Genomic DNA, 20,151 nt, shown 5'->3' on the forward strand with positions numbered 1-20,151 from the left:
GGAATCCGCCTTGATCTACCGAGGTACTTCACTTTTGAGCCACGATGAAGTACCATCGAGGACAAGCTTCGGAGTCCTCCTGTGGTATCTGCGGTCGGAGCAAAGACCATGGACAGAGACACACCACGTTTCCGGTGAAATTGGATCTGAAGCTGAAACGCTCTGCTCATGATTCAGTCGCTCAGCTATTAGATTATCCAAGCAGTTAAATAGCACCAACGAGAAAAGCCCATTGACTCAATCGGTGATCGGTTTAAAGACCGATTATTATCGGTCGAAGCTTCGAGTAGAACTTCTATCTGTGTCGATCTCTCTTTGAATACTGAATTTCACGCTTCGAGGTCTGTTCCCTTATCTTACTGTCTTTCCGCTAAACTCATACCTCTATTTCTCTTGCCCTCCTGCCCCTCTCTCACAGTGTTTCACCGGAAACGTGGTGTGTGTGTCTCGGCGAAACCTTCAAGCTATTTCACCGGAAATACGGTCTCTAAGTCAATGTCCGACTCCAACGATTTGTTCGTCCGGGAAGATCCTATCTTCGTAAACAAGGAGCTCTTGGAGATCAGTCACGTACCGGATGAAGGTCGAATCGTGGGCCGGGACGACGAAATCGGACAACTAGCAAGCGCTGTCAATCCTGCAATCTTCGGACAAAGCCCAAGTAACGTTCTTATTTACGGCAAGACTGGAACTGGGAAATCACTCTGTGCGAAGTACGTGTCTAACCGACTCGTTGATACCGCTCACGAGGAGGGAACCAAAGCAGCGTACGTCTATGTCGACTGTGCCCAGGACAGTACTGAAACGCAAACCGTACAAACGATCGCCAGCTCTGTGAATACCTCCGAGACAGATATCTACATCCCTGATAAAGGCATCAGCACTGCGACCTACTACAAACGGCTCTGGCGAATTCTCGATGACGCCTACGACGTCCTATTGATTATTCTGGACGAGATCGACAAACTCGAGGACGACGCCATTCTGATGCAACTGTCTCGTGCAGGCGAAGCGGGCAAGCTCAAAAATTGTAAGATCGGTGTGATCGGTATCAGCAACAAGATCAAGTACAAAGATCGGATGGACGAACGCGTCAAATCCAGTCTTTGCGAACGGGAGTTCGTTTTCCCGCCGTATAACGCAACCCAGTTGAACGCCATTATGGAGGCCCGAAGCGATGCGTTCCGCGATGGCGTGCTGGAAGAAGCCGTTATCCCTCGAGCGTCAGCGTTGGCTGCTCGAGAGCATGGAGATGCACGGAAGGCGATCGACATCCTTCGGTATGCTGGCGAAATCGCTCAGTCGACGGGTGCTGATACGGTTCGCGAAGAATTCATTGTCCGGGCCCGCGAACGAGCCGAGGTCGATCGCTTCCAGGAACTGATTCGCGGTTCGACACCCCACTCGAAGTACGTTCTTCAGGCACTGACTGTGCTCTCACTCGATAACGGTACTCCCGAGCCCGAAACCTTCGAACAGGGGTTTCGGACGACTCGGATCTACGAAGTGTACGAACAGATCTGTCGACAGGAAACTGTCGAGTCACTTTCACTTCGGCGTGTTCGTGACCTCCTCAAAGAGCATGCATTCCTAGACGTTATCGAGCAGTCTCGACACAGTGGTGGGAGTGCCGAAGGCAGTTACACGGAACACATGCTTCTCGAGGATCCTGAAGTGGTCAAGAGCGTTCTTGCGGATTCGATTGACTGACACGTATTTCACCGGAAACCCGGTGTGTCCAGGCTAGTGTGGAGCCGTTCCAGCGAGACGCCGGTGGCGTCTTGATGGCGGAACTGTCCTCTTTCGGTAGTTATAGCCTGGTTGAAATTTTCACCGAGGTAACTACACTGTAAGCGGTTCGGAGGCTATCCTTGTGTTTCCTTGTCGCTTTGGTTCCCGACGTACTGCTCGAGGTAGTCGCATCCGCCACTCGTATTCTGGCTAATGCTAACGAACGATTGTGTCTGTATGCATAGTTCCTGTGTGGATTATGAATATACCTTATAGACGGTCTTTTTCATGCGGATATTCATACGCATGAGCAATGACTCAAAAAGATGACGCACTCGAGTACCACCGATCCGCCCCGCCCGGCAAGATCGAGATTGCGACGACCAAATCGACGACGACCCAGCGGGATCTCTCACTCGCGTACTCGCCGGGGGTTGCCTGGCCCTGTGGGGAGATCGAAGAGAACCCCGATGACGCGTACACCTACACTGCCCGCGGGAACCTCGTTGGCGTCGTCTCGAACGGAACCGCTGTACTCGGTCTGGGTGATATCGGCGCAGCAGCCTCGAAGCCAGTTATGGAGGGGAAAGGCGTCCTATTCAAACGCTTTGCTGACATCGACGTCTTCGACGTCGAGTTGGATCTCGAGGAGCCGGACGCGTTCGTTGAGGCCGTCGCCGCGATGGAGCCCACCTTCGGCGGGATCAACTTAGAGGACATCGCCGCCCCTGACTGTTTTACCATCGAGAAGCGGCTACGCGATCGGATGAATATCCCTGTCTTCCACGACGACCAACACGGCACGGCGATCATCTCCGGAGCGGCGCTACTCAACGCTATTGAACTGCTCGGGAAGGACCTCGCCGATCTCGAGGTCACCTTCGCTGGTGCAGGGGCGGCAGCCATCGCTACCGCCCGCTTTTATGTCTCTCTCGGGGTGTCTCGTGAGAACGTCACTATGGTCGACGTCGACGGCATCCTCACGACCGCTCGTGCGGAGGCCGGCGACCTCGATCCGTACAGCCGGGAGTTCGCTCGGGACGTCCCTGATGGAGACCTCGCTGATGCGATGATCGGTGCGGACGTCTTCGTTGGCCTCTCGGTCGGTGGGATCGTCGACAAAGTGATGGTTCGGTCGATGGCCGACGATCCGATACTCTTCGCGATGGCAAATCCCGACCCCGAGATCGGCTACGAGGAGGCCAAAGCCGCTCGCGAGGATGATGTCATTGTGGCTACTGGGCGCTCTGATTTCCCTAACCAGGTCAACAACGTCCTCGGCTTCCCGTTCATCTTCCGGGGTGCACTCGACGCCCGGGCGAGCAAAATCAACGAGGAGATGAAAATCGCTGCCGCCCGCGCGCTGGCCGACCTCGCACGTCAGGACGTTCCCGACGCTGTCCGGAAGGCCTACGGCGATCAGCCCCTCCAGTTTGGCCCCGAGTACGTCATCCCCAAACCAGTCGATCCACGGGTGCTGTTCGAGGTCGTCCCCGCCGTCGCTAAAGCAGCCATCGACAGCGGTGTCGCCCGCCGTGAGATCGACCTCGAGACCTACCGCGAGGAACTCGAGGCCCGTCTCGGAAAAGAACGCGAGATGATGCAAGTCATCCTGAATAAAGCGAAACGCGACCCAAAACGCATCGCGCTTGCGGAGGGTACTGACGAGAAGATGGTCCGAGCGGCATACAGACTCGAGGAAGAAGGGATCGCCGAGCCCGTGTTGATTGGTGACACCGACAAAATCGAGCGAGTGGCCACGGATCTCGGTCTTGAGTTTAGCCCCGAGGTCGTCGAGCCAGCGGGGGAGGATCATGAAACGTACGTCGACCATCTCCACCGGGCCCGCAGACGGAAGGGAATCACCCGTTCGGAGGCCGAAGATTTGCTCGTCGACAGCAACTACTACGCTTCGGTGATGGTCGACCGCGGGGACGCCGACGGCATGCTCACAGGGTTGACCGACCACTATCCCTCGGCGCTGCAGGCTCCCCTACAGCTTATCGGCACGGCCGATGACGCTGACTACGCTGCGGGCGTCTACATGCTTGCGTTCAGAAACCGTGTGGTGTTCCTCGCCGACGCGACGGTCAATCAGGACCCCGACGAGGCGGTGCTCGCGGAAGTCACCAAACAGGCTGCTAAACTCGCCCGTCGGTTCAATGTCGAACCGCGTGCGGCTCTACTGTCGTACTCTGATTTCGGCAGCGTCGATAACGAGGGGACGCGCAAACCCCGTCGGGCTGCACGCACCCTCCGAGACGATCCCGCTGTCGACTTTCCCGTCGACGGCGAGATGCAAGCCGACACGGCCGTCGTCGAAGAGCTGCTGACCGACACCTACGAGTTCTCGGAACTCGACGAACCCGCGAACGTGCTCGTCTTGCCGAACCTCGAGGCCGGGAACATCACCTACAAACTGCTTCAGCGACTGGGTGGTGCCGAAACCATCGGTCCGATGCTCGTCGGGATGGACGAACCAGTCCACGTCCTCCAGCGCGACGACGAGGTCCAGGACATCGTCAACCTCGCTGCAGTGGCGACGGTCGACGCCCAAGAAGAGCCGTAACGTCTCCTGTTCAGCCAGTTTAGCGCTTTCTGTGCGGTCAATTTCTGGTGGCACAGACACTGACTACGTGCTGATCTCGAACCGGGCACCACCGTCGGCTCCTTCGCAAACCTCGATTTCCCAGCCGTGAGCCTCGACGACGTCACGGACGATCGCCAGACCGAATCCGGTTCCGCTCTGACTCGTCGTGTGTCCGCGTTCGAAGACGAACTCGCGCTGGTCTGTCGGGATCCCGACGCCGTCGTCTTCGACGACGAACCCCCGGTCAGCATCACCGTCGAGGCGGCTGACCCGAACAGTCACGGGAGAGGTGCTGAGATCGAGGCTACCTTCGGCGTCTCCCCCTTCTGGGCTGGCCGTAGAACCGTGCTCTACGCTGTTCTGGAAGAGGTTCTCGAAGACGTGGAGCAACTGGTCACGATCTCCGAGCACTGTCCAGCCATCGTCGAGTTCACACTCGAGCGTTGCATCCTCGGTCTTCAGTCCTGCCCACGCGTCGGTCGCGACCGACTCGAGTTCGATCGGTGACGGGTCCTCGAGTGTGGTCCCGGCTCGTGCCATCGTCAGGAGGTTTGTGATCATCGCTTCCATCCGGTCGTGAGCGTCACGGATCGCCTGAAAGTCCTCCTGACTGGTGGACGATTCGGCAAACCGCACGTAGGTCCGAGCGATGCCCAGCGGCGTTCGTAGGTCGTGGCTGATGACGCCTGCGAACTCGTCTAGCCGCCGGTTCGTCCGTTCGAGTTCTCGCTCGCGGTCGTTTCGCTCGGTGACGTCGCGGGAGTTGATGACGACGCCACCGACGATATCGTTGTCGCGTAGGTCGACGGCGATTCCCTCGAAAACGAGCCAGGACCCGTCGCGATGGCGGACGCGATACTCGAATCTCGTTTCCATCCGGGGTCCCTCACACAGCGTGTTGAACTCCTCGATAGCGGCGGGACGATCGTCGTTGTGGACGACCCGAAACAACGACTCACCGATTCGATCCTCAGGCCGATATCCGAGTACGGTCTCGATCGACGGGCTGGTGTACGTGATGGTCCCGTCTTCGTCGACCACCGTAACCACGTCGGAGACGTTCTCGATGAGTGCCTGAAACCGTTTCTCTGCCCGCCGCTGTTCGGTGACGTCTCGAAGGGTCAACACGGCCCCGGCGGTCTGGTCGTCATCGACGACAGAGACACTCGCATCGACGATCGCGTCGTTTCTATCGAACGTCAATTCCTGTACACTCCCCTCGAGCAGCGGGAGACACTCCGGTAGGACGGTGTCGATCGGTTTTCCAACCACGTTCTCGTCATCGAGCAAGGACTGGGCCGCTGGATTGCGGTCGACGACACGTCGTTCGTCGTCGACAACGAGGTAGCCGTCACGCATCCCTTCGATGACGGTGTCGCGGGCGATCGGCACGAGATCGAGCCAGCGATACTGATACAGGGCGATTACGATCAGAAGTCCGGTCAGGCCGAATCCCCACACGGAGTAGTTGAGCTCGGTCACCTCGTTGTGGGCGAGGACGTTAGCGAACCCCGGGATGAGCGGGGCCAACACGACCAGTCGTGCCTGTTTGTGATAGACGCCGCTTCCTCGAGCGTCGAGGTATTCGAGAAAGAACAGGTAGATCCCACCAGCCGAGAGCCCCCAGTTGTAGAGGACATAGAGCCAGTAGGTCGGATTCTGGTACGCCTCAACCGGAAGGAGGACTTCCGTAAACTGTATCGGATCGTGCATCAGCCCGTGTGCTGGATTCGTCCACGTTAGGACGATCCAGCCAGTGGTGACGAGATAGAGCGGTCCAAGCCGGCGTAAAGAGAGCCAGTGTTGTCGTCCAGCGTACGAGAGTGCGAAGTGAAACAGCCCGGTCGACATGATGACCGCACCCGAGTCAACGGTTTTCGCGAGCGCGAACCCGACGGTCGGATCCGTTTCGACGAGCAGGAACCCCTGTGGGATCGTCCACAGAGCGATTCCAGCGAAGAAGGCGCTCAGCGGAAGGATGTCTGCTTTCGTACGCGTCCGAAGGACCACGACGGCGAGTGCCAAGTTCAGGAGCCCGATGAGTACGAGACTGAGCGCGTGCAGCGTCGTGAACTCCTGAGTCACGTCTCTCTGAATGTAGAGAGCGGTGAAATATATTGCGCAGAGAAATTGAAGAAGTGGACTATCGACGACTGCTCGAGTGTCGCGCTAACAGCCCAATAGCGAGCAGCAATCCAACGAGTGCAACCTGGCTTCCGAATCCAGGAACACCGTCAGCGTCCTCGGCTATCTCCGGTTGATCGTCGGCATCGACCGGTGTGTCATCACTGGCATCAGCGGCGTCTTCGCCATCCGCGGGCACCTCTTCGCCAATGGTGTCATCGTCATCCGTGGGCACCTCTTCGTCGGCGTCATCGTCATCCGTGGGAACCTCTTCGTCGGCGTCATCGTCAGTTGCGGACGTATCGTCATCGGCAGGTGCAGATGGAGCGCCTCCACCACCGCCACCGCCACCACCGCCACCACCGCTCGAGGGAGAGCCTACCTCGAAGGACAAGTCCTCGGTTGCTTCGTTACCCGCTTGGTCGCTAATCGACAGCCATACGTCGTAGGTGGCCCCGTCCTCGACGGAAAGTGTGTGTTCGATCGCCGAGGAGGTGATCGAAGTGTTGTCGTCGTCAGTGCGGTCGACGCCGTCGATCTTGAGGCGGACGGAACTCACGTCGACCCCGGAGTAGCGGTCGTCGTACTCGAGGCGGATGTCGACAACTTCGGTTCCGGCCGCGATTTCTTGCCCGTCAACGGGTGTTTCGGCCGTTATTTCCGGCGGCTCAGTGTCGGGGACGAACAGACCGTACGTCGAGAATCCGGTAACGGAGCTAGTCAAGAACGGGTCGTTCCCGTCGTACTCGATAGCCGTGTCGGTAATTGGATCAACGGTCCAGCTTTCACTTGCGTCGTCGTAATACTGCAACTCGACGTCGTCGGCCGACGCACCGTCAGGAAGTTCGGTCTCGTCGATTGCCATCGTGATTTCAGCGCTCTCGATGGTACCGTCCTCGAGATAGTAATCGAGCAGAGAATCTAGGTCTCCGGTGATGAAGTTGACGCCGATATCACCCTCCCCAAGGTTCGCGTTGGCGGTCGTCTCCGAGAGTGAGACGAACAGGTCCTGGGTGAGCACTGCCTCGTCGGCTTCGTCTGCAACGTCAAACTCGATGCTCGTGCCAGTGTCCTCGAGTTCGATGACGCCATCCCCGAGGGTAAACCGGGTGTCGACGGTCGCCGAGGCGGTGTCCGTTCCCGTGCTTCCGGCACGGTCGGTCCCATCGCTCGTGATCTCGTAGGTTCCCGTCTCGCCGGTGGCGAACGAGCCCGTGAAGTGTGTGTCGCTGCCGCCGACAGCGATCATTGCGACCGAGTCGCTCGTCGTCGATCCGTCCGGCGCGGTGAACACGCCCTCCACTTCGGGCGGCTCCACGAGCGGTTGGTCGCTCTCGACGACGACCGTCGCGCTCTCACCGTCGACGTCCTCAAGCGTCGCCGTCAGCCGGGGCGCGTCGCGGTCGATGACGAGGGGGGTCTCGGCGTTCGCCGAACCCGCGGTCCCGACCTCGTCGACGGCGACGACCGACACCTCGTAGCGTCCATCGTCCTCGATATCGTCGAACGGAACCGACAAGGTCCACGTGTCGCCGTCCTCGTGGGTCGCCTCGAACGCGCGGACGTAGGTCGTTTCAAGCGAACTCAACAACACGTTCACGGTCTCCAACTCGAGGTCGGCGTCGATGTCGACGGAGACGGTCGCGTCGTCGCTCGCGTAGGTCAACACGGTGTCACTGTCGGGGTCGAAGGCCTCGCTGTAGCCGTCGACCTCGACCGCCGAAAGCTCGACGATCGGTTCGTTGACCTCGACAGTGCCGGCGTCCCGGTCACCCAGAGCGAGGTCGTAGGTGCCGGGCTCTTCGAGGGCGAAGCTGACGTTGATCCCGCCGAAGAGATAATTTCCGGGCCTCACGGTCACTTCCTGACTCGCCACGACCTCGCTCTCACCCGTGTCGGTGTTGGTGGCAGTCATCTCGACCGTTTCGGGCCCCTCGATAGTGCCTCTTTGATAAACGCTCCCGACGACGTACATCTCCTCGCCTTCGACCATCTCCACCCTGGAGTTGGAGGCCTGGATGACGGTGATGTCCGATTCGGCGGGTTCAACCTCGACGGTACCAGCACTTCTGTCACCTAACTCGAGGTCGTAGGTACCGGGCTCCTCAAGGACGAAGCTGACGTTGATCCCGCCGAAATGGTAAAACTCGGGCCTCACGGTCACTTCCTGACTCGCCACCACCTCGCTCTCACCTGTGTCTGTGTTGGTGGCGGTGAGTTCGACCGTTTCGGGCCCCTCAATATTCCCTCTTTGATAGAGGCTTCCGACGACGTACATCTCCTCGCCCTCGACCATCTCCACCCTGGAGTTGGAGGCCTGGATGACGGTGATATCGGATTCGGCGGCCTCGACTTCGAGAGTGCCGGCATTTCTGTCACCTAACTCGAGGTCGTAGGTACCAGCCTTCTCTGGAGTGTATGAAATGTTGAGCCCACCAAAGACATAATTCCCGGGCTGCACCGTCACTTCCTGACTGCCGAGGACCGCTGTTTCGTTGGTTTCGGTGTTCGTCGCGGTGAGTTCGATCTCCTCGGTCTTCGCGGCGGTGCCGTTCTGGTAGATGCTGCCGACGACGTAGCTCTCCTCGCCTTCGACGAGTTCCAGACCTCCGGCCGAGGCCGCAACCACGGTGATGTCGGTGATCGCATCCTCGACGGCGACCAGTCCGGCGTCCCGTTCACCCAAGGAGAGGTCGTAAGTTCCCGCCTCGTCGAACTCGGCGGTGATGTTGATCGCGCCAAGGTGGGTGTTTCCAGCTCCGAGGGTTACCTCTTGGCTTCCGAGCAGCTCGGTCTCGTTGGTTTCGGTGTTCGTTGCGGTGAGTTCGATCTCCTCGGTTCCCTCGTCATCACCCTGGTTTTGTATCGACCCGACGATATACAACTCCTCATCCTCTATTACTTCGACTTCGGACGCGGAGGCGGCGATGACTCGGATGTCAGCCTCGCTGGGTTCGACATCGACGGTACCAGCACTTCTGTCACCTAACTCGAGGTCGTAGGTGCCGGGCTCCTCGAGGACGAAGCTGACGTTGATCCCGCCGAAGAGATAATTCCCGGGCCCTACCGTCACTTCCTGACTCGCCACGACCTCGCTCTCACCCGTGTCGGTGTTGGTGGCAGTCATCTCGACCGTTTCGGGCCCCTCGATAGTGCCTCTTTGATAAACGCTCCCGACGACGTACATCTCCTCGCCTTCGACCATCTCCACCCTGGAGTTGGAGGCCTGGATGACGGTGATGTCCGATTCGGCGGGTTCGACCTCGACAGTATTGGCGTCCCGGTCACCCAGAGCGAGGTCGTAGGTGCCGGCCTCCTCAAAAGCGAAGGTGACGTTGATCCCACCGAAGAGATAATTCCCGGGCCCTACCGTCACTTCCTGACTCGCCACCACTTCGCTCTCACCTGTGTCAGTGTTGGTGGCGGTAAGTTCGACCGTTTCGGGCCCCTCGATAGTACCTCTTTGATACACGCTCCCGACGACGTACATCTCCTCGCCTTCGACCGTCTCCGCCCTGGAGTTGGAGGCCTGGATGACGGTGATGTCCGATTCGGCGGGTTCGACTTCGACGGTACCAGCAGCTCTGTCACCTAACTCGAGGTCGTAGGTGCCAGCCTCCTCAAGGACGAAGCTGACGTTGATCCCGCCGAAATGGTAAAACTCGGGCTCCAGTGTCACTTCCTGACTCGCCACGACCTCGCTCTCACCCGTGTCGGTGTTGGTGGCAGTCATCTCGACCGTTTCGGGCCCCTCGATAGTGCCTCTTTGATAGAGGCTTCCGACGACGTACATCTCCTCGCCCTCGACGAGTTCTAGCGTCGATGCAGAGGTCTGGATGATAGTAATGTCGGAGTATGGGTTTGTGATGTGGACCGTGTCGACAACGAACCCGTTGAGGGTGATCGCCGCGTCCATCTCGTCTGCATCGGCTGGCAGGTCGGCTTCCGTCGGCGTCCACTCGAATTCCACGGCACCGGGCGTTGCACCCGGGCCGATCTCCACGGTCGTGCTATCGACAACGTCGCCGTTGACGTTCAGGTCGACATCGAAGGTCCCGCTGCCGCCGCTGTTGAGCAGGTCCCCCGTGATGGCGACCGTTTCTCCGAGCAAGAGCGACGACTGGTTGACGTCCGCGCCATAGATGAGAACGTCCGCGTCGGCGTCCTCGATAACCGTTACCGTGCCAGCATCAACTCCTCCGACACCAACGGAAAACTGGCCTGGCGCCTCGAACGTCCACGTGAACGTGACGTTCGTTTCGTCACCCGCATCGAGAGTGACGGTCGTGTTCGTAACTTCTACACCGTCTATCTCGAGTGGAACGGTCAACTCACCATCGCCTTCGCCGACGTTCTCGACCGTCGCGTTGATCGTTGCGTCTTTGCCGACCTCGAGTTGCGTCGGTGTGACGGTCGGGTCGCTGACCTCGAGTTCAGGGTCGAGATCTGGATCAGGGTCAGGTTCCGGTTGATCCTCATCGTCGACAGCCACCTCGAAGCTGTCGGTTTCGCCTTCGTACGTGGCCGTGACGGTCGCTGTTCCGGGGCCCACTGCGGTTAGCGTCGAGCCATCGACGGTGATGACACTCGCGTTGTCGCTGTCGATCGTCGCTTCGTCAGTCACGTCCGCAGTCGTTTCGTCGTCAAAGGTTGCCGTCACGGCTGCTGGCGTCGTCGAACCGTCGATCAGCGTCGTTTCCTCAACTGAGAGCGTGATCGACTCGAGTTCGGGCTCGGGCTCGGGCTCAGGCTCCGGTTGATCCTCAGCATCGACAGTCACCTCGAGGCTGTCTGTTTCGCCTTCGTACGTGGCCGTGACGGTCGCTGTTCCGGGCCCCGCTGCGGTCAGCGTCGAGCCATCGACCGATACGACGTCGGTATCGTCGCTGTCGAATGTTGACTCTTCGGTGACATCCTCGGTCGTTTCGTCGTCAAAGGTTGCCGTCACGGTTGCTGGCGTCGTCGAACCGTCGATCAGCGTCGTTTCCTCGACTGAGAGCGTGATCGACTCGAGTCCGGGCTCAGGCTCAGAATCGAGCGGTGAGACCGATAGGCCGATCACGTCGAACGCAGCTGCCTCGTCAGCCCCAGGTTCGCCCGAGGCGACGATGCCCGTCGTGTTGTCGAAGTCACGTTCGGACTCGACAGAGAAACTCACTGGCTCTGTTTCCTCTGGTGCGATGGTCACGACTTTTGGGTCAGATTCGTCCAGCACATCGCCGTCTGCCTCTTGATCGTACACACCGAAAACGACCTCCTGGTCGATCTGTTCGTCGCCAGTGTTGATGATGTCAGCAACGACGGTGATGGTCTCGCCCTCGGTGACGTTGGTGACGCTTTCACCCTCGTCGATTTCGACTGTCACGTCGGACGGCGGCAAGAAGTCCATCGGCTCCAGTTCGATGTCTACGGTCTTTTGCTCGCCAGCAGACACGTCGACATCTTCGACGGTTCCCGACTCAGGAAGTCCGGGACCACTCTCCTCGGTTGCCGTGATGGTGTACGTTCCCGGTTCGACCTGGAGTTCGTACACGCCGTCGCCGTCGGTGGTGTCGACGTCGATCTGCGTGTCATCCTCGTCAGTCGCGATCACCATCGCACCCTGCACGGTTTCACTGGTCGACTCGCGAGTGACGGTGCCGGTGGCGGTCCCGAGGTCGTCCTCGAGCGTGAGTTCGACGTCAACCTGTTCGGTTCCGTCGGTCTCTTGACCATCAACGAAGACATCCTTCGGAAGGTACCCTGGACTGGTGAACTCGAGTTGAGTCAGTTCCTCAGGGACGGTAATAACGTACTCGCCGGTGGCGTTGGTCTCCGCCGTGTCGAACGCTTCTGTGGCTCCTGTTGCGCTGGATTCGATCGACACGCCCATGATTTGGTCGCCGTTCACTGTGTCAGTCACCGTACCGGTCACGACCGGGAAGGCAGTCAGTTCGATCGTCCCCACATCGGACGGCTCACCGGAGCTCACCTTGACGTCCTTGTCTCCTGCCTCGTCGAACCCAGTTTTACTGACCGTGTACTCGTAGACGCCCGGCGGAACGTCTGCGGTGAAGTCTCCGTCCTCGTTCGTCTCCACGGTGGTGGTGACCCCACCGATGGCAGGTGGAAGACCAATCCCTCGCTGTTCGACGACCTCGATTGCCGCGCCGGTGATCGGACTGCTGCTCTCTGAATCGACGACCGTGCCCTCAATGGTGCCGTCCTGCGTCTCCGTTAGCGTCAGGTCAACAGTCCTCGTCTCGTCAGCGTTGATCGCCACATTCTGTTCAATGTCTTCCTCGTATCCATCAGCATTCGCGGTGACGTCATAGGTTCCAACGGCGAGCGTGAGCTCGTAGGTACCGTCGGTCTCCGTTTCGGCTGAGTCGATGACGGCGTTCCCGTCGAGTACTTCGACAGTTGCATCGGCGAGTGTGTCGCCAGCCCCATCAGTAACCGTACCGGAGAGCGTGCCAGTGTCGAAGATCGGTGCATCGAGCCACGGGTCAAACAGGATGTAGTCCTCAAATGAGCCGGCGGTATCAAGCGAGTCACCGGAGCCGTTGGCAACGGCCCCCATTTCCGGGTCCGTCTCGCCGCCGCTTGGTCCATCCGGAGCGCCCCACCAGTTCTCCCGCGCATCAAGATTCTCAAGTCCGTCGGTGTAGAGGAGTCCTTGGTCGTTTCCGACAATGGAGTTCTCGCCGACGACGACGTTCTGGTCACCACCGACAGTGAGTCCAGTCCTGGAGTTATCTTCGACGGTGTTTTGACTGATTATAATGTTCTCAAGTCCCCAGTCACCGTTACCGGTCACGGTGAGTCCGTCCTGATTGTCACGGATGGTATTCGATTCGATCGTTCCCTCGTCGACATCCACGTCGATGACGAAACCGGCGTCACCCTGATTGGCTATGATATCGTTGTCTGCGATAATTGCCGTCTCACCGTCGATAGCGAGGTCAAACCCAATAGGGTCGAACGCAGGACTGGTAGTGAGTCCTGTTTCCATCACGACGTTGTCAGTCACGCTGACATTTCCGGTTAGTGAACCACGGTCGACAGTGACGCCATCTCTGTCACCGCTGATGACGGTGTTGTTGATGAAGTCGATATCGCTGATGTCGGCATTGATTCCTCTAGGTTGGTTGCCGAACCGAACACCAGTGGCCGAGTCTTCAACGATGTTGTCTGCGATGCTCACGTCAGTGCCTCTGTTGAGGGTAATGCCTGTTGACGCATCTTGGACGGTGTTTCCAGTAATCGAGAGTCCATCGGCCTCGCTAACCTGTATGCCAGTACCGAGAGAGCTTTGACCTTCGAAGATGTCGTTGTCCTCGATTACAACATCGGCGTTGTCTCCGGCGAACATGATGGCACGTGAACTGTCGACGACCTGCCCGTTCGAGATAGTCACATTATCGCTGTCTTCAACGTAGAGTCCCCTGTTCGTATCCACGAGTTCAAAGTCATCAACGGTCACATCCGAGGAGTACCAGAACTTGACAGCACTGGGGTTGTTAATATCGGTAATCCCGCTGGGAGGTACGTCAGAGAGTTCGAGACCGGTTACCTGGATGTTTTCCGAATGTGCGATCTGAATCGCTGCCGTCACGTCCGAGAAGGAGTACTCATCGAGGTCGACGTTCTTCACGTCGATAAGAATGATTTGTCCTGCTTCCGGTGTAATCTCGGGACTCTCATCACCGACGAAATATACGAGTGGGTCGCCACCAACGGTGTTTTCTGACATCTCGTGCGGTTCCTGATCGATTTCCTCGGGAACGCCGTCGAGGTTAACACCAGTCGCAAACGTGTTGTTCGTGATGGTTGCGCCGGTTGCATCCCGAAGAACGACGTCGGTCTTCGTCTCTGAGAACTCGTTATTGTGAATGACTATGTTGTCGCCGCCGCGGGAGATTGCACGTGAGACGTTGTCGAAGGTGTTGTTCTCGATAACGGCATTATCGAGTTTAGTACCTGCTGTTCGGGGGCCAACACCGGCTGTCGCGTTCAACACCGTGTTATTTGCCACCGTCGAAGACGGGCTAAGTTCGATAGCAAATTTATTCGGATCACTCACATGGTTATCACGGACCTCGTCAGTGCCGACTTTGATGCCGCCGTCGTTCCCCGTGACCGTATTATTAAATATCAGGTTATCGGATCCAGTGCTGAGTTTGATACCTGCATCATCGTTGTCTGCTATCGTGTTGTTCCCAATCGTGCCATCATTGCTGCTAGTTCCAAGTGCTCCTCCCTCCAGGATCCCATCTCCGTTTCGTTCAATCTTGTTACTGTCAATAGTGAACTGTTCGTGGTCGGACTGGAGATCGATGCCAGTTCCTTCGTTATCGTGAATGTGGTTGTTCACTAGCTGGAATTCATTAATACGCCTGTCCACGTGAATAGCATCGACGGAGTCAGTAATCGTGTTGTTTTGGAATTCAAACCGGTCTCCCTCAACGTACACCGCGCCATCGCTTTGCCCACTGGCGCTGTAGCCCTCAATCCGGAACCCTTCCACAGTCACGTCGTCATCAGCAACTGTCATCGCTCGCTCGAACTCTTCCCCACTGCCATCGAGAACCGCCCCACCGTCAGAAACACTCCGGAGCGTGAATTCCTTATCAATCGTCAGCGACTCCTCGTAGGTACCGTTGCCAACGAAGATCGTGTCACCGGCCGGGGCGGCGTCGATCGCTTCCTGAATACTGTCGCCATCCTGGACACCGTCGACCAGGACTTCGACCTCGCCGACTGATTTGCCATCGACCTCGAGGTCGTAGACGCCCGGTTCAGCGAGTGGCACGCTCAGTCGCGCAGTCGTGCTGGATTCACCTTCGACTTCGATCGTCTTGGTGACGTTGGCGGCTTCCGTGCCCTCGTCGTCATAGGCGACGAGTTCGCTTTCGACGCTGCCTGTGTCCTCACCGAGGTTCTCGTATCGAACGTCGACACTCGCTTCGCCAGCAGCACTCGGCTCTACTGGGGCTTCGATACCGCTGATGATCGAGTCATGCAATCGGTTGCTGTCGCTCAGGTAGATCGGTTCGTCTTCGGGGAGCACCTCGATCGTGCCGATTTCCTCGTCCTCGAGGAAGGCGGTGTACTCGCCCGGTTCGTCGATCGGGTCAGTGATGAGGAGGTACAGTGCCGTTTCGTCCGGTTCGAGGCCTTCCTGTCCTTCTGCGAAGGCCACGTCCTCACGGCCGTCGAACGCCGGCCCCTCGAGTGCGAGGGTCGCGTTTTCCTCGACGAACGTGTCTCCGAGGTTCGTCGCGTTGTAGGGGATCTGTATCAGGTCACCCTCGAGTTGGGTGTCGAAAAATGGATTTACCGACCGGAACACCGGGTCGGTTTCGTCGACAACGGTTAGCGTTCCGATCTCCTCACCGTCGATTTCGAGGCTGTACTCACCGCTCTCACTCGGCGCGGCCACGGTGAAGTCAACTGTATTCGTTCCGAACGCCGGTACTTCGATCGTTTCGTCGTATTCGGTTCCATCAAACTCGAGGGTGTACGTCGCCGACGTGCTCGGATTCCAGTCGTTTCTGGCTGTCGCCGAGACCGTCAGTTCATCCTCGACTAACACGCCCTCATCGAACGTGGCGTCGACGACTCGAGGCTCAGCGTCCGGTATCTTGCCGGTCCATTCGTGATGGTGTCCGCCGAGCATGACACGGGAGTCGCTGCTCGAACCGGCCACACCGGCGTCAATCGCCATGATGCTTCTGTCACCGGTCGTGACAGCGACGTACGCCACGCCGTCGACGACGACGACCTCGCTTCGGTCACCCGTATCAACCGACCACAGCTCGGTGCCGTTGTTCGGGTCGAGGGCTCTGAACGCCTCCGAATCGGTTGTCTGGGGAACGAAGAGCGTCCCATCAGCGACCGTCGGTGCGTCGAACACGGCATCCCCGTCCGACCAGCGCTCGTTGTCGTTCGCCGGATCGAGCGCGTAGAGTCCATCGTAGCCGACGTAGACTGTCGGCTCGTTGTTCTCGGCAGCGACCGTCGGTGCTGGGACCGTCGCAAGAGCTTCCTGTGCGACGCCGAGCTCTTCTTGCCAAACCCTCTCACCATCGGTGTCCACCGCCGATACTAATCCCGGGTCGTCGTCACTCGCGCTGTGGCTGACGTAGACGTGACCGTCGGCGACGGTCGGCCCGTTTGCAATATCGATGTTCTCCTCAGCGTTCCACTGCCATTCTTCCTCTCCATCAGCGTCGAATGCAATCATGCCGCCACTGTTGACGACGTACACGGTCCCATCGATAACGGTGGGGCCGCTCAGAATCTCATCGGTCTCTTCTGACCACTCCTCGTCGCCGGTTTCAGCATCCAGTGCGGTGAGCTGGTCGCGGCTTGCAGAGATCCGTTCGACGGCATACACGGTGCCGTCGCCGACTGCAACCCCACCACGAGCGTCGAACTCGGCGTGCCACTCGACCGTTCCGAGTTCGAGGGCAAGCGCGTGGACGCCGTCATCGCCGGTCGCATAGATCGTTCCGTCGGCCGCGGTCAGCTCGCGCGCGGAGATGTCCATCGCCCACCGCTGTTCGCCGGTGCCGATGTCGTAGGCGACTACCTGCTCCGAGGAGCCGTCCCCATCCGCAATCGTTACGAGGATCCCATCGACGACTATCGGTTCGCTGTACGACTCGAGATCGACATTAAACTCCCAGAGCATGTCGCCCTCGTCAGTATCGAACTGTGTTGGGGCAACCCGGTCCGCCGCCGACGCGTTACCCACGTCAGCCGATGCGAGGCCAATACCAGCGCTTATGAAGAACAGTCCACAGATGGTTATGATTCCAATCCAGACTGCCAACCCCGCTCCCCGTCGAGATCTATCTCGCCATTGATTCAGGGAGAGTAGGTCGTGCATGTAGCGAAATGCTAAAGAGAACGTTCCTCTGCTAACAGTGAGAGTGTCGGACCGAACGCCTCCGCTTTGTAGCCGGTCTGACGTCCTATCACGGTGATAGTAACCGTCGCCGCCCCGCGTCGAGGTTGCTTCGTCACCCGTCGCCGATACGCGTCGGGGATTCGAGCGGCGCTTTGTTGGCGACGTGGTTGTATTACTCTCTCTGTGTTCTCGCGTTGTTTCACGCCCGCCTGTTTGGCGGTCCGTGGCTCCGTTCGTACTCACGGAACCACCACACGGGTTTGAAGCCGTTCTAGCCGGTTATTCCACAGGGGTGGCTTTGGGTAAAGAAATGTCCGAACTGCCATGCAGAGCCAATCGTTCAGGATGTAATAACATTCTGCTTAGGACGAACGAAGTGAGTCACTTAGGCTAGGCTAAGCCCGTTTGTCCAACGACTCCAGTCTGTCGTACAGCCTCGAGACCGTCGCATCTTGTTCTAAAACCGGCCTCGAGTAGATGGACTCCAACAACGCGAGTCTGGCTTCGATCCCGTCGCGTTCACGCTCCGCTTCGGGTTGGTCGAACTGATCGAGTTGCTGGGTAACGGCGGTTAGAAGCTCCGACTTTACGAGTGGTTTCCGTAGCACGTCGTCACACGGCCACGTACAGAGCGACGGTTCGGGTCGATCACCGACGAGCGCGATCCGGCGAGTTGTGGTGTGACTGTGTGCGATGAGCGTGGTTGGGGCGTTATTCCAGAGGCTGATATCGAAAATAGCGACGTCCGGCGCGTCAGCAAGATTGTGCTGAAGCTGTTCCGGACCGGTTACTGTGACAACATCGAACTGATCGGACAACCAGCTGCGATAGAGTTCGACGAGTCGATGGTCACGGTCACCCAGGACGGTCGTCGGTCGGACGGAATCGACGTGTTCGTCGGCCCACGTCGTCAGCGAGTCGAACACTGGTTGTAACTCATATCCAGCCTCGGTCAGTTCGTACGTGACTGTGAGTGGTGATTCGCTGATTACACTCCGAGTGACGAGTCCATCCGTAGAGAGCGACTCGAGCGTCTTTGTGAGCATGTTCGGTGAGATTCCGGGGATTCGTCCCTCGAGTTCGCTAAATCGAAGCGACCCCCCGTCCAGGAGGACGACGACGACAACCGGCCCCCATTTGTTAGAGAGCATCGAAAGCGCGTCTAGCGCGGCCCGGTTACTGGGTGATATAGCAACAGCAGTTCTATCCATGCAGCCTATGCGATTAGGAACCTAATATTCCTGTCTCACAGCTGGTTGCCGCCAATGAACCCTCATTGTCTCACAAACTTTATTATTTAACCCGTTCATTTACGAAATAAGATCGTGCCGAACACTTATTCGGGGTGAAATTTTGTCAACCACAGACCAAGACGTAGAAATGCTGCTTGTCGAGGATCAACACGACCAGGCCCGATTTGTTGAACGGCTACTTCACGAGCAGCAATCCGCTGTTGATGGCCAGGCAGCTCGTTCCCCGATCGAAGTCACAAAAATGGACCACGTCGACTCTCTGGGAGCTGCCCTCGAGTCCCTCGAGGAGCGCACTCCGGACGTGATTTTACTCGATCTCATGCTCCCTGATACTCGGGGCATCGCGACAGTTGAGCGAGTGAGCAAATACGCGCCAGACGTTCCGATCGTTGTACTGACTGGCCAGGACGAAACGGACGTCGGTGTCGACGCAGTCCAGCACGGCGCACAGGAGTACCTGTCTAAGGGGGACCTCACTGGTGAGACGCTTTTGCGCACAGTTAGATATGCGATTGAGCGATCGCGGTACCAACGAAAATTGATTGACCGAAATCATCGACTCGCAGCGTTGAATCAAATCGTCAGACAAGACATCAGAAACGACCTGAGTATGATCATCGGCCTGGGCGACCAGCTCCGACACGGTGTCGACCCGAACAACGAGGATGCAGTCGAGATGTTGCTGGACGCTGCCCAGCACGCTGTCGACCTCACCGACACGGCGGCAACTGTGATCGATGTCATTTCCGCCGACGACGTCGAACGCGAGCCCTGCGACCTGTATGTCGTCCTCGAGACCGAAGTTTCGCGACTCCGCCGTGAACGTGACGTCGACGTCACGCTCGAGCGACGCGATACTGGTGACGGCCCGGTAATCGTCTCTGCCTCGCCAATGCTCGGATCGGTGTTCAAACACCTGCTCGCAAACGCCGTCGACCACTCGGATCGATCGACACCAGCGGTGACGGTGATCGTCGAGACGACGCCCGAGGAAGTAACGGTCGAGATCAAAGATGATGGCATCGGTATTCCCGACGCACAAAAACAGGTGCTCACCGATCCGAACGCCCGTTTCGACGACCGGTCGGGAATGGGTGTCGGTCTGTACCTGGTCACAACCCTGCTCGAGTCGTTCGACGGAAGACTCGAGATCGACGACAACCACCCCCGCGGGGCTCGGGTAATCGTCTCGCTCGACCACGGGTCCCACCCTCGAGACTGACACCGCAGGCTATCAACAATCTCATCCTCAGTGCCTTCGGCGATTCGAGAATGGGGCTTGTCCGTGGACTTAACGCCAAACCCTTCCGAGTGGTCGGTAAATCTGCTACTTGGTGTCACTGTCCCAGAGTTCAGGGCAAGCTGACTGTTGCCTGTCTGTCGAGCCGACTGTTAGCCTCGACGGACACACCGAATCCTGATACTGTTTACGTGGCCAAGACAAACGATATAGCAATATATGATTTACACAACGCGGTTGAAGGATTACAGGCGGAGCAGCGCAATGTCACGGCCTCCAGGCCGCTGATACGCGCGCAAGCTTGAGTGGGCTGGAT

The 20,151-nt window shown here is 58.3% G+C and carries 6 protein-coding genes; 3 read left to right on the plus strand and 3 right to left on the minus strand.

Features of this window, described 5'->3' with window-relative positions; genetic code table 11:
* Positions 1-495 precede the first annotated feature (495 nt).
* Both AArc1_RS00405 and AArc1_RS00410 read left to right on the plus strand, forming a co-directional pair.
* Entirely contained in the window at positions 496-1,710 is a 1,215-nt protein-coding gene (locus AArc1_RS00405; RefSeq protein ID WP_117362412.1) for a Cdc6/Cdc18 family protein, read from the plus strand.
* A gap of 334 nt (positions 1,711-2,044) precedes the next feature.
* Entirely contained in the window at positions 2,045-4,300 is a 2,256-nt protein-coding gene (locus AArc1_RS00410) for an NADP-dependent malic enzyme (RefSeq protein ID WP_117362413.1), read from the plus strand.
* Positions 4,301-4,363: 63 nt separating this feature from the next.
* On the opposite strand, the gene AArc1_RS00415 is transcribed toward AArc1_RS00410, so the two are convergent.
* From AArc1_RS00415 to AArc1_RS00425, 3 genes are all read right to left on the minus strand, one after another.
* Positions 4,364-6,406: a histidine kinase N-terminal 7TM domain-containing protein gene (locus AArc1_RS00415; protein ID WP_117362414.1), complete on the minus strand. Its 2,043-nt coding sequence runs from the start codon at positions 6,404-6,406 to the stop codon at positions 4,364-4,366.
* A 58-nt stretch (positions 6,407-6,464) separates the two neighbouring features.
* A complete protein-coding gene (locus AArc1_RS00420) occupies positions 6,465-17,186 on the minus strand; it encodes a right-handed parallel beta-helix repeat-containing protein (RefSeq protein ID WP_161958276.1) in 10,722 nt (3,573 codons plus the stop codon).
* 551 nt (positions 17,187-17,737) lie between these two features.
* Entirely contained in the window at positions 17,738-18,493 is a 756-nt protein-coding gene (locus AArc1_RS00425) for a winged helix-turn-helix transcriptional regulator (RefSeq protein ID WP_228442308.1), read from the minus strand.
* Between the two features lie 343 nt (positions 18,494-18,836).
* Here AArc1_RS00425 and AArc1_RS00430 point away from each other — a divergent pair, with 343 nt between their 5' ends.
* The gene (locus AArc1_RS00430) at positions 18,837-19,817 is read left to right on the plus strand and encodes a hybrid sensor histidine kinase/response regulator (RefSeq protein ID WP_323368552.1); all 981 of its coding nucleotides are present in this window, start codon (positions 18,837-18,839) and stop codon (positions 19,815-19,817) included.
* The last annotated feature ends 334 nt before the right edge of the window (positions 19,818-20,151 follow it).

This window comes from Natrarchaeobaculum sulfurireducens (assembly GCF_003430825.1).
Classification (GTDB): Archaea; Halobacteriota; Halobacteria; order Halobacteriales; family Natrialbaceae; genus Natrarchaeobaculum; species Natrarchaeobaculum sulfurireducens.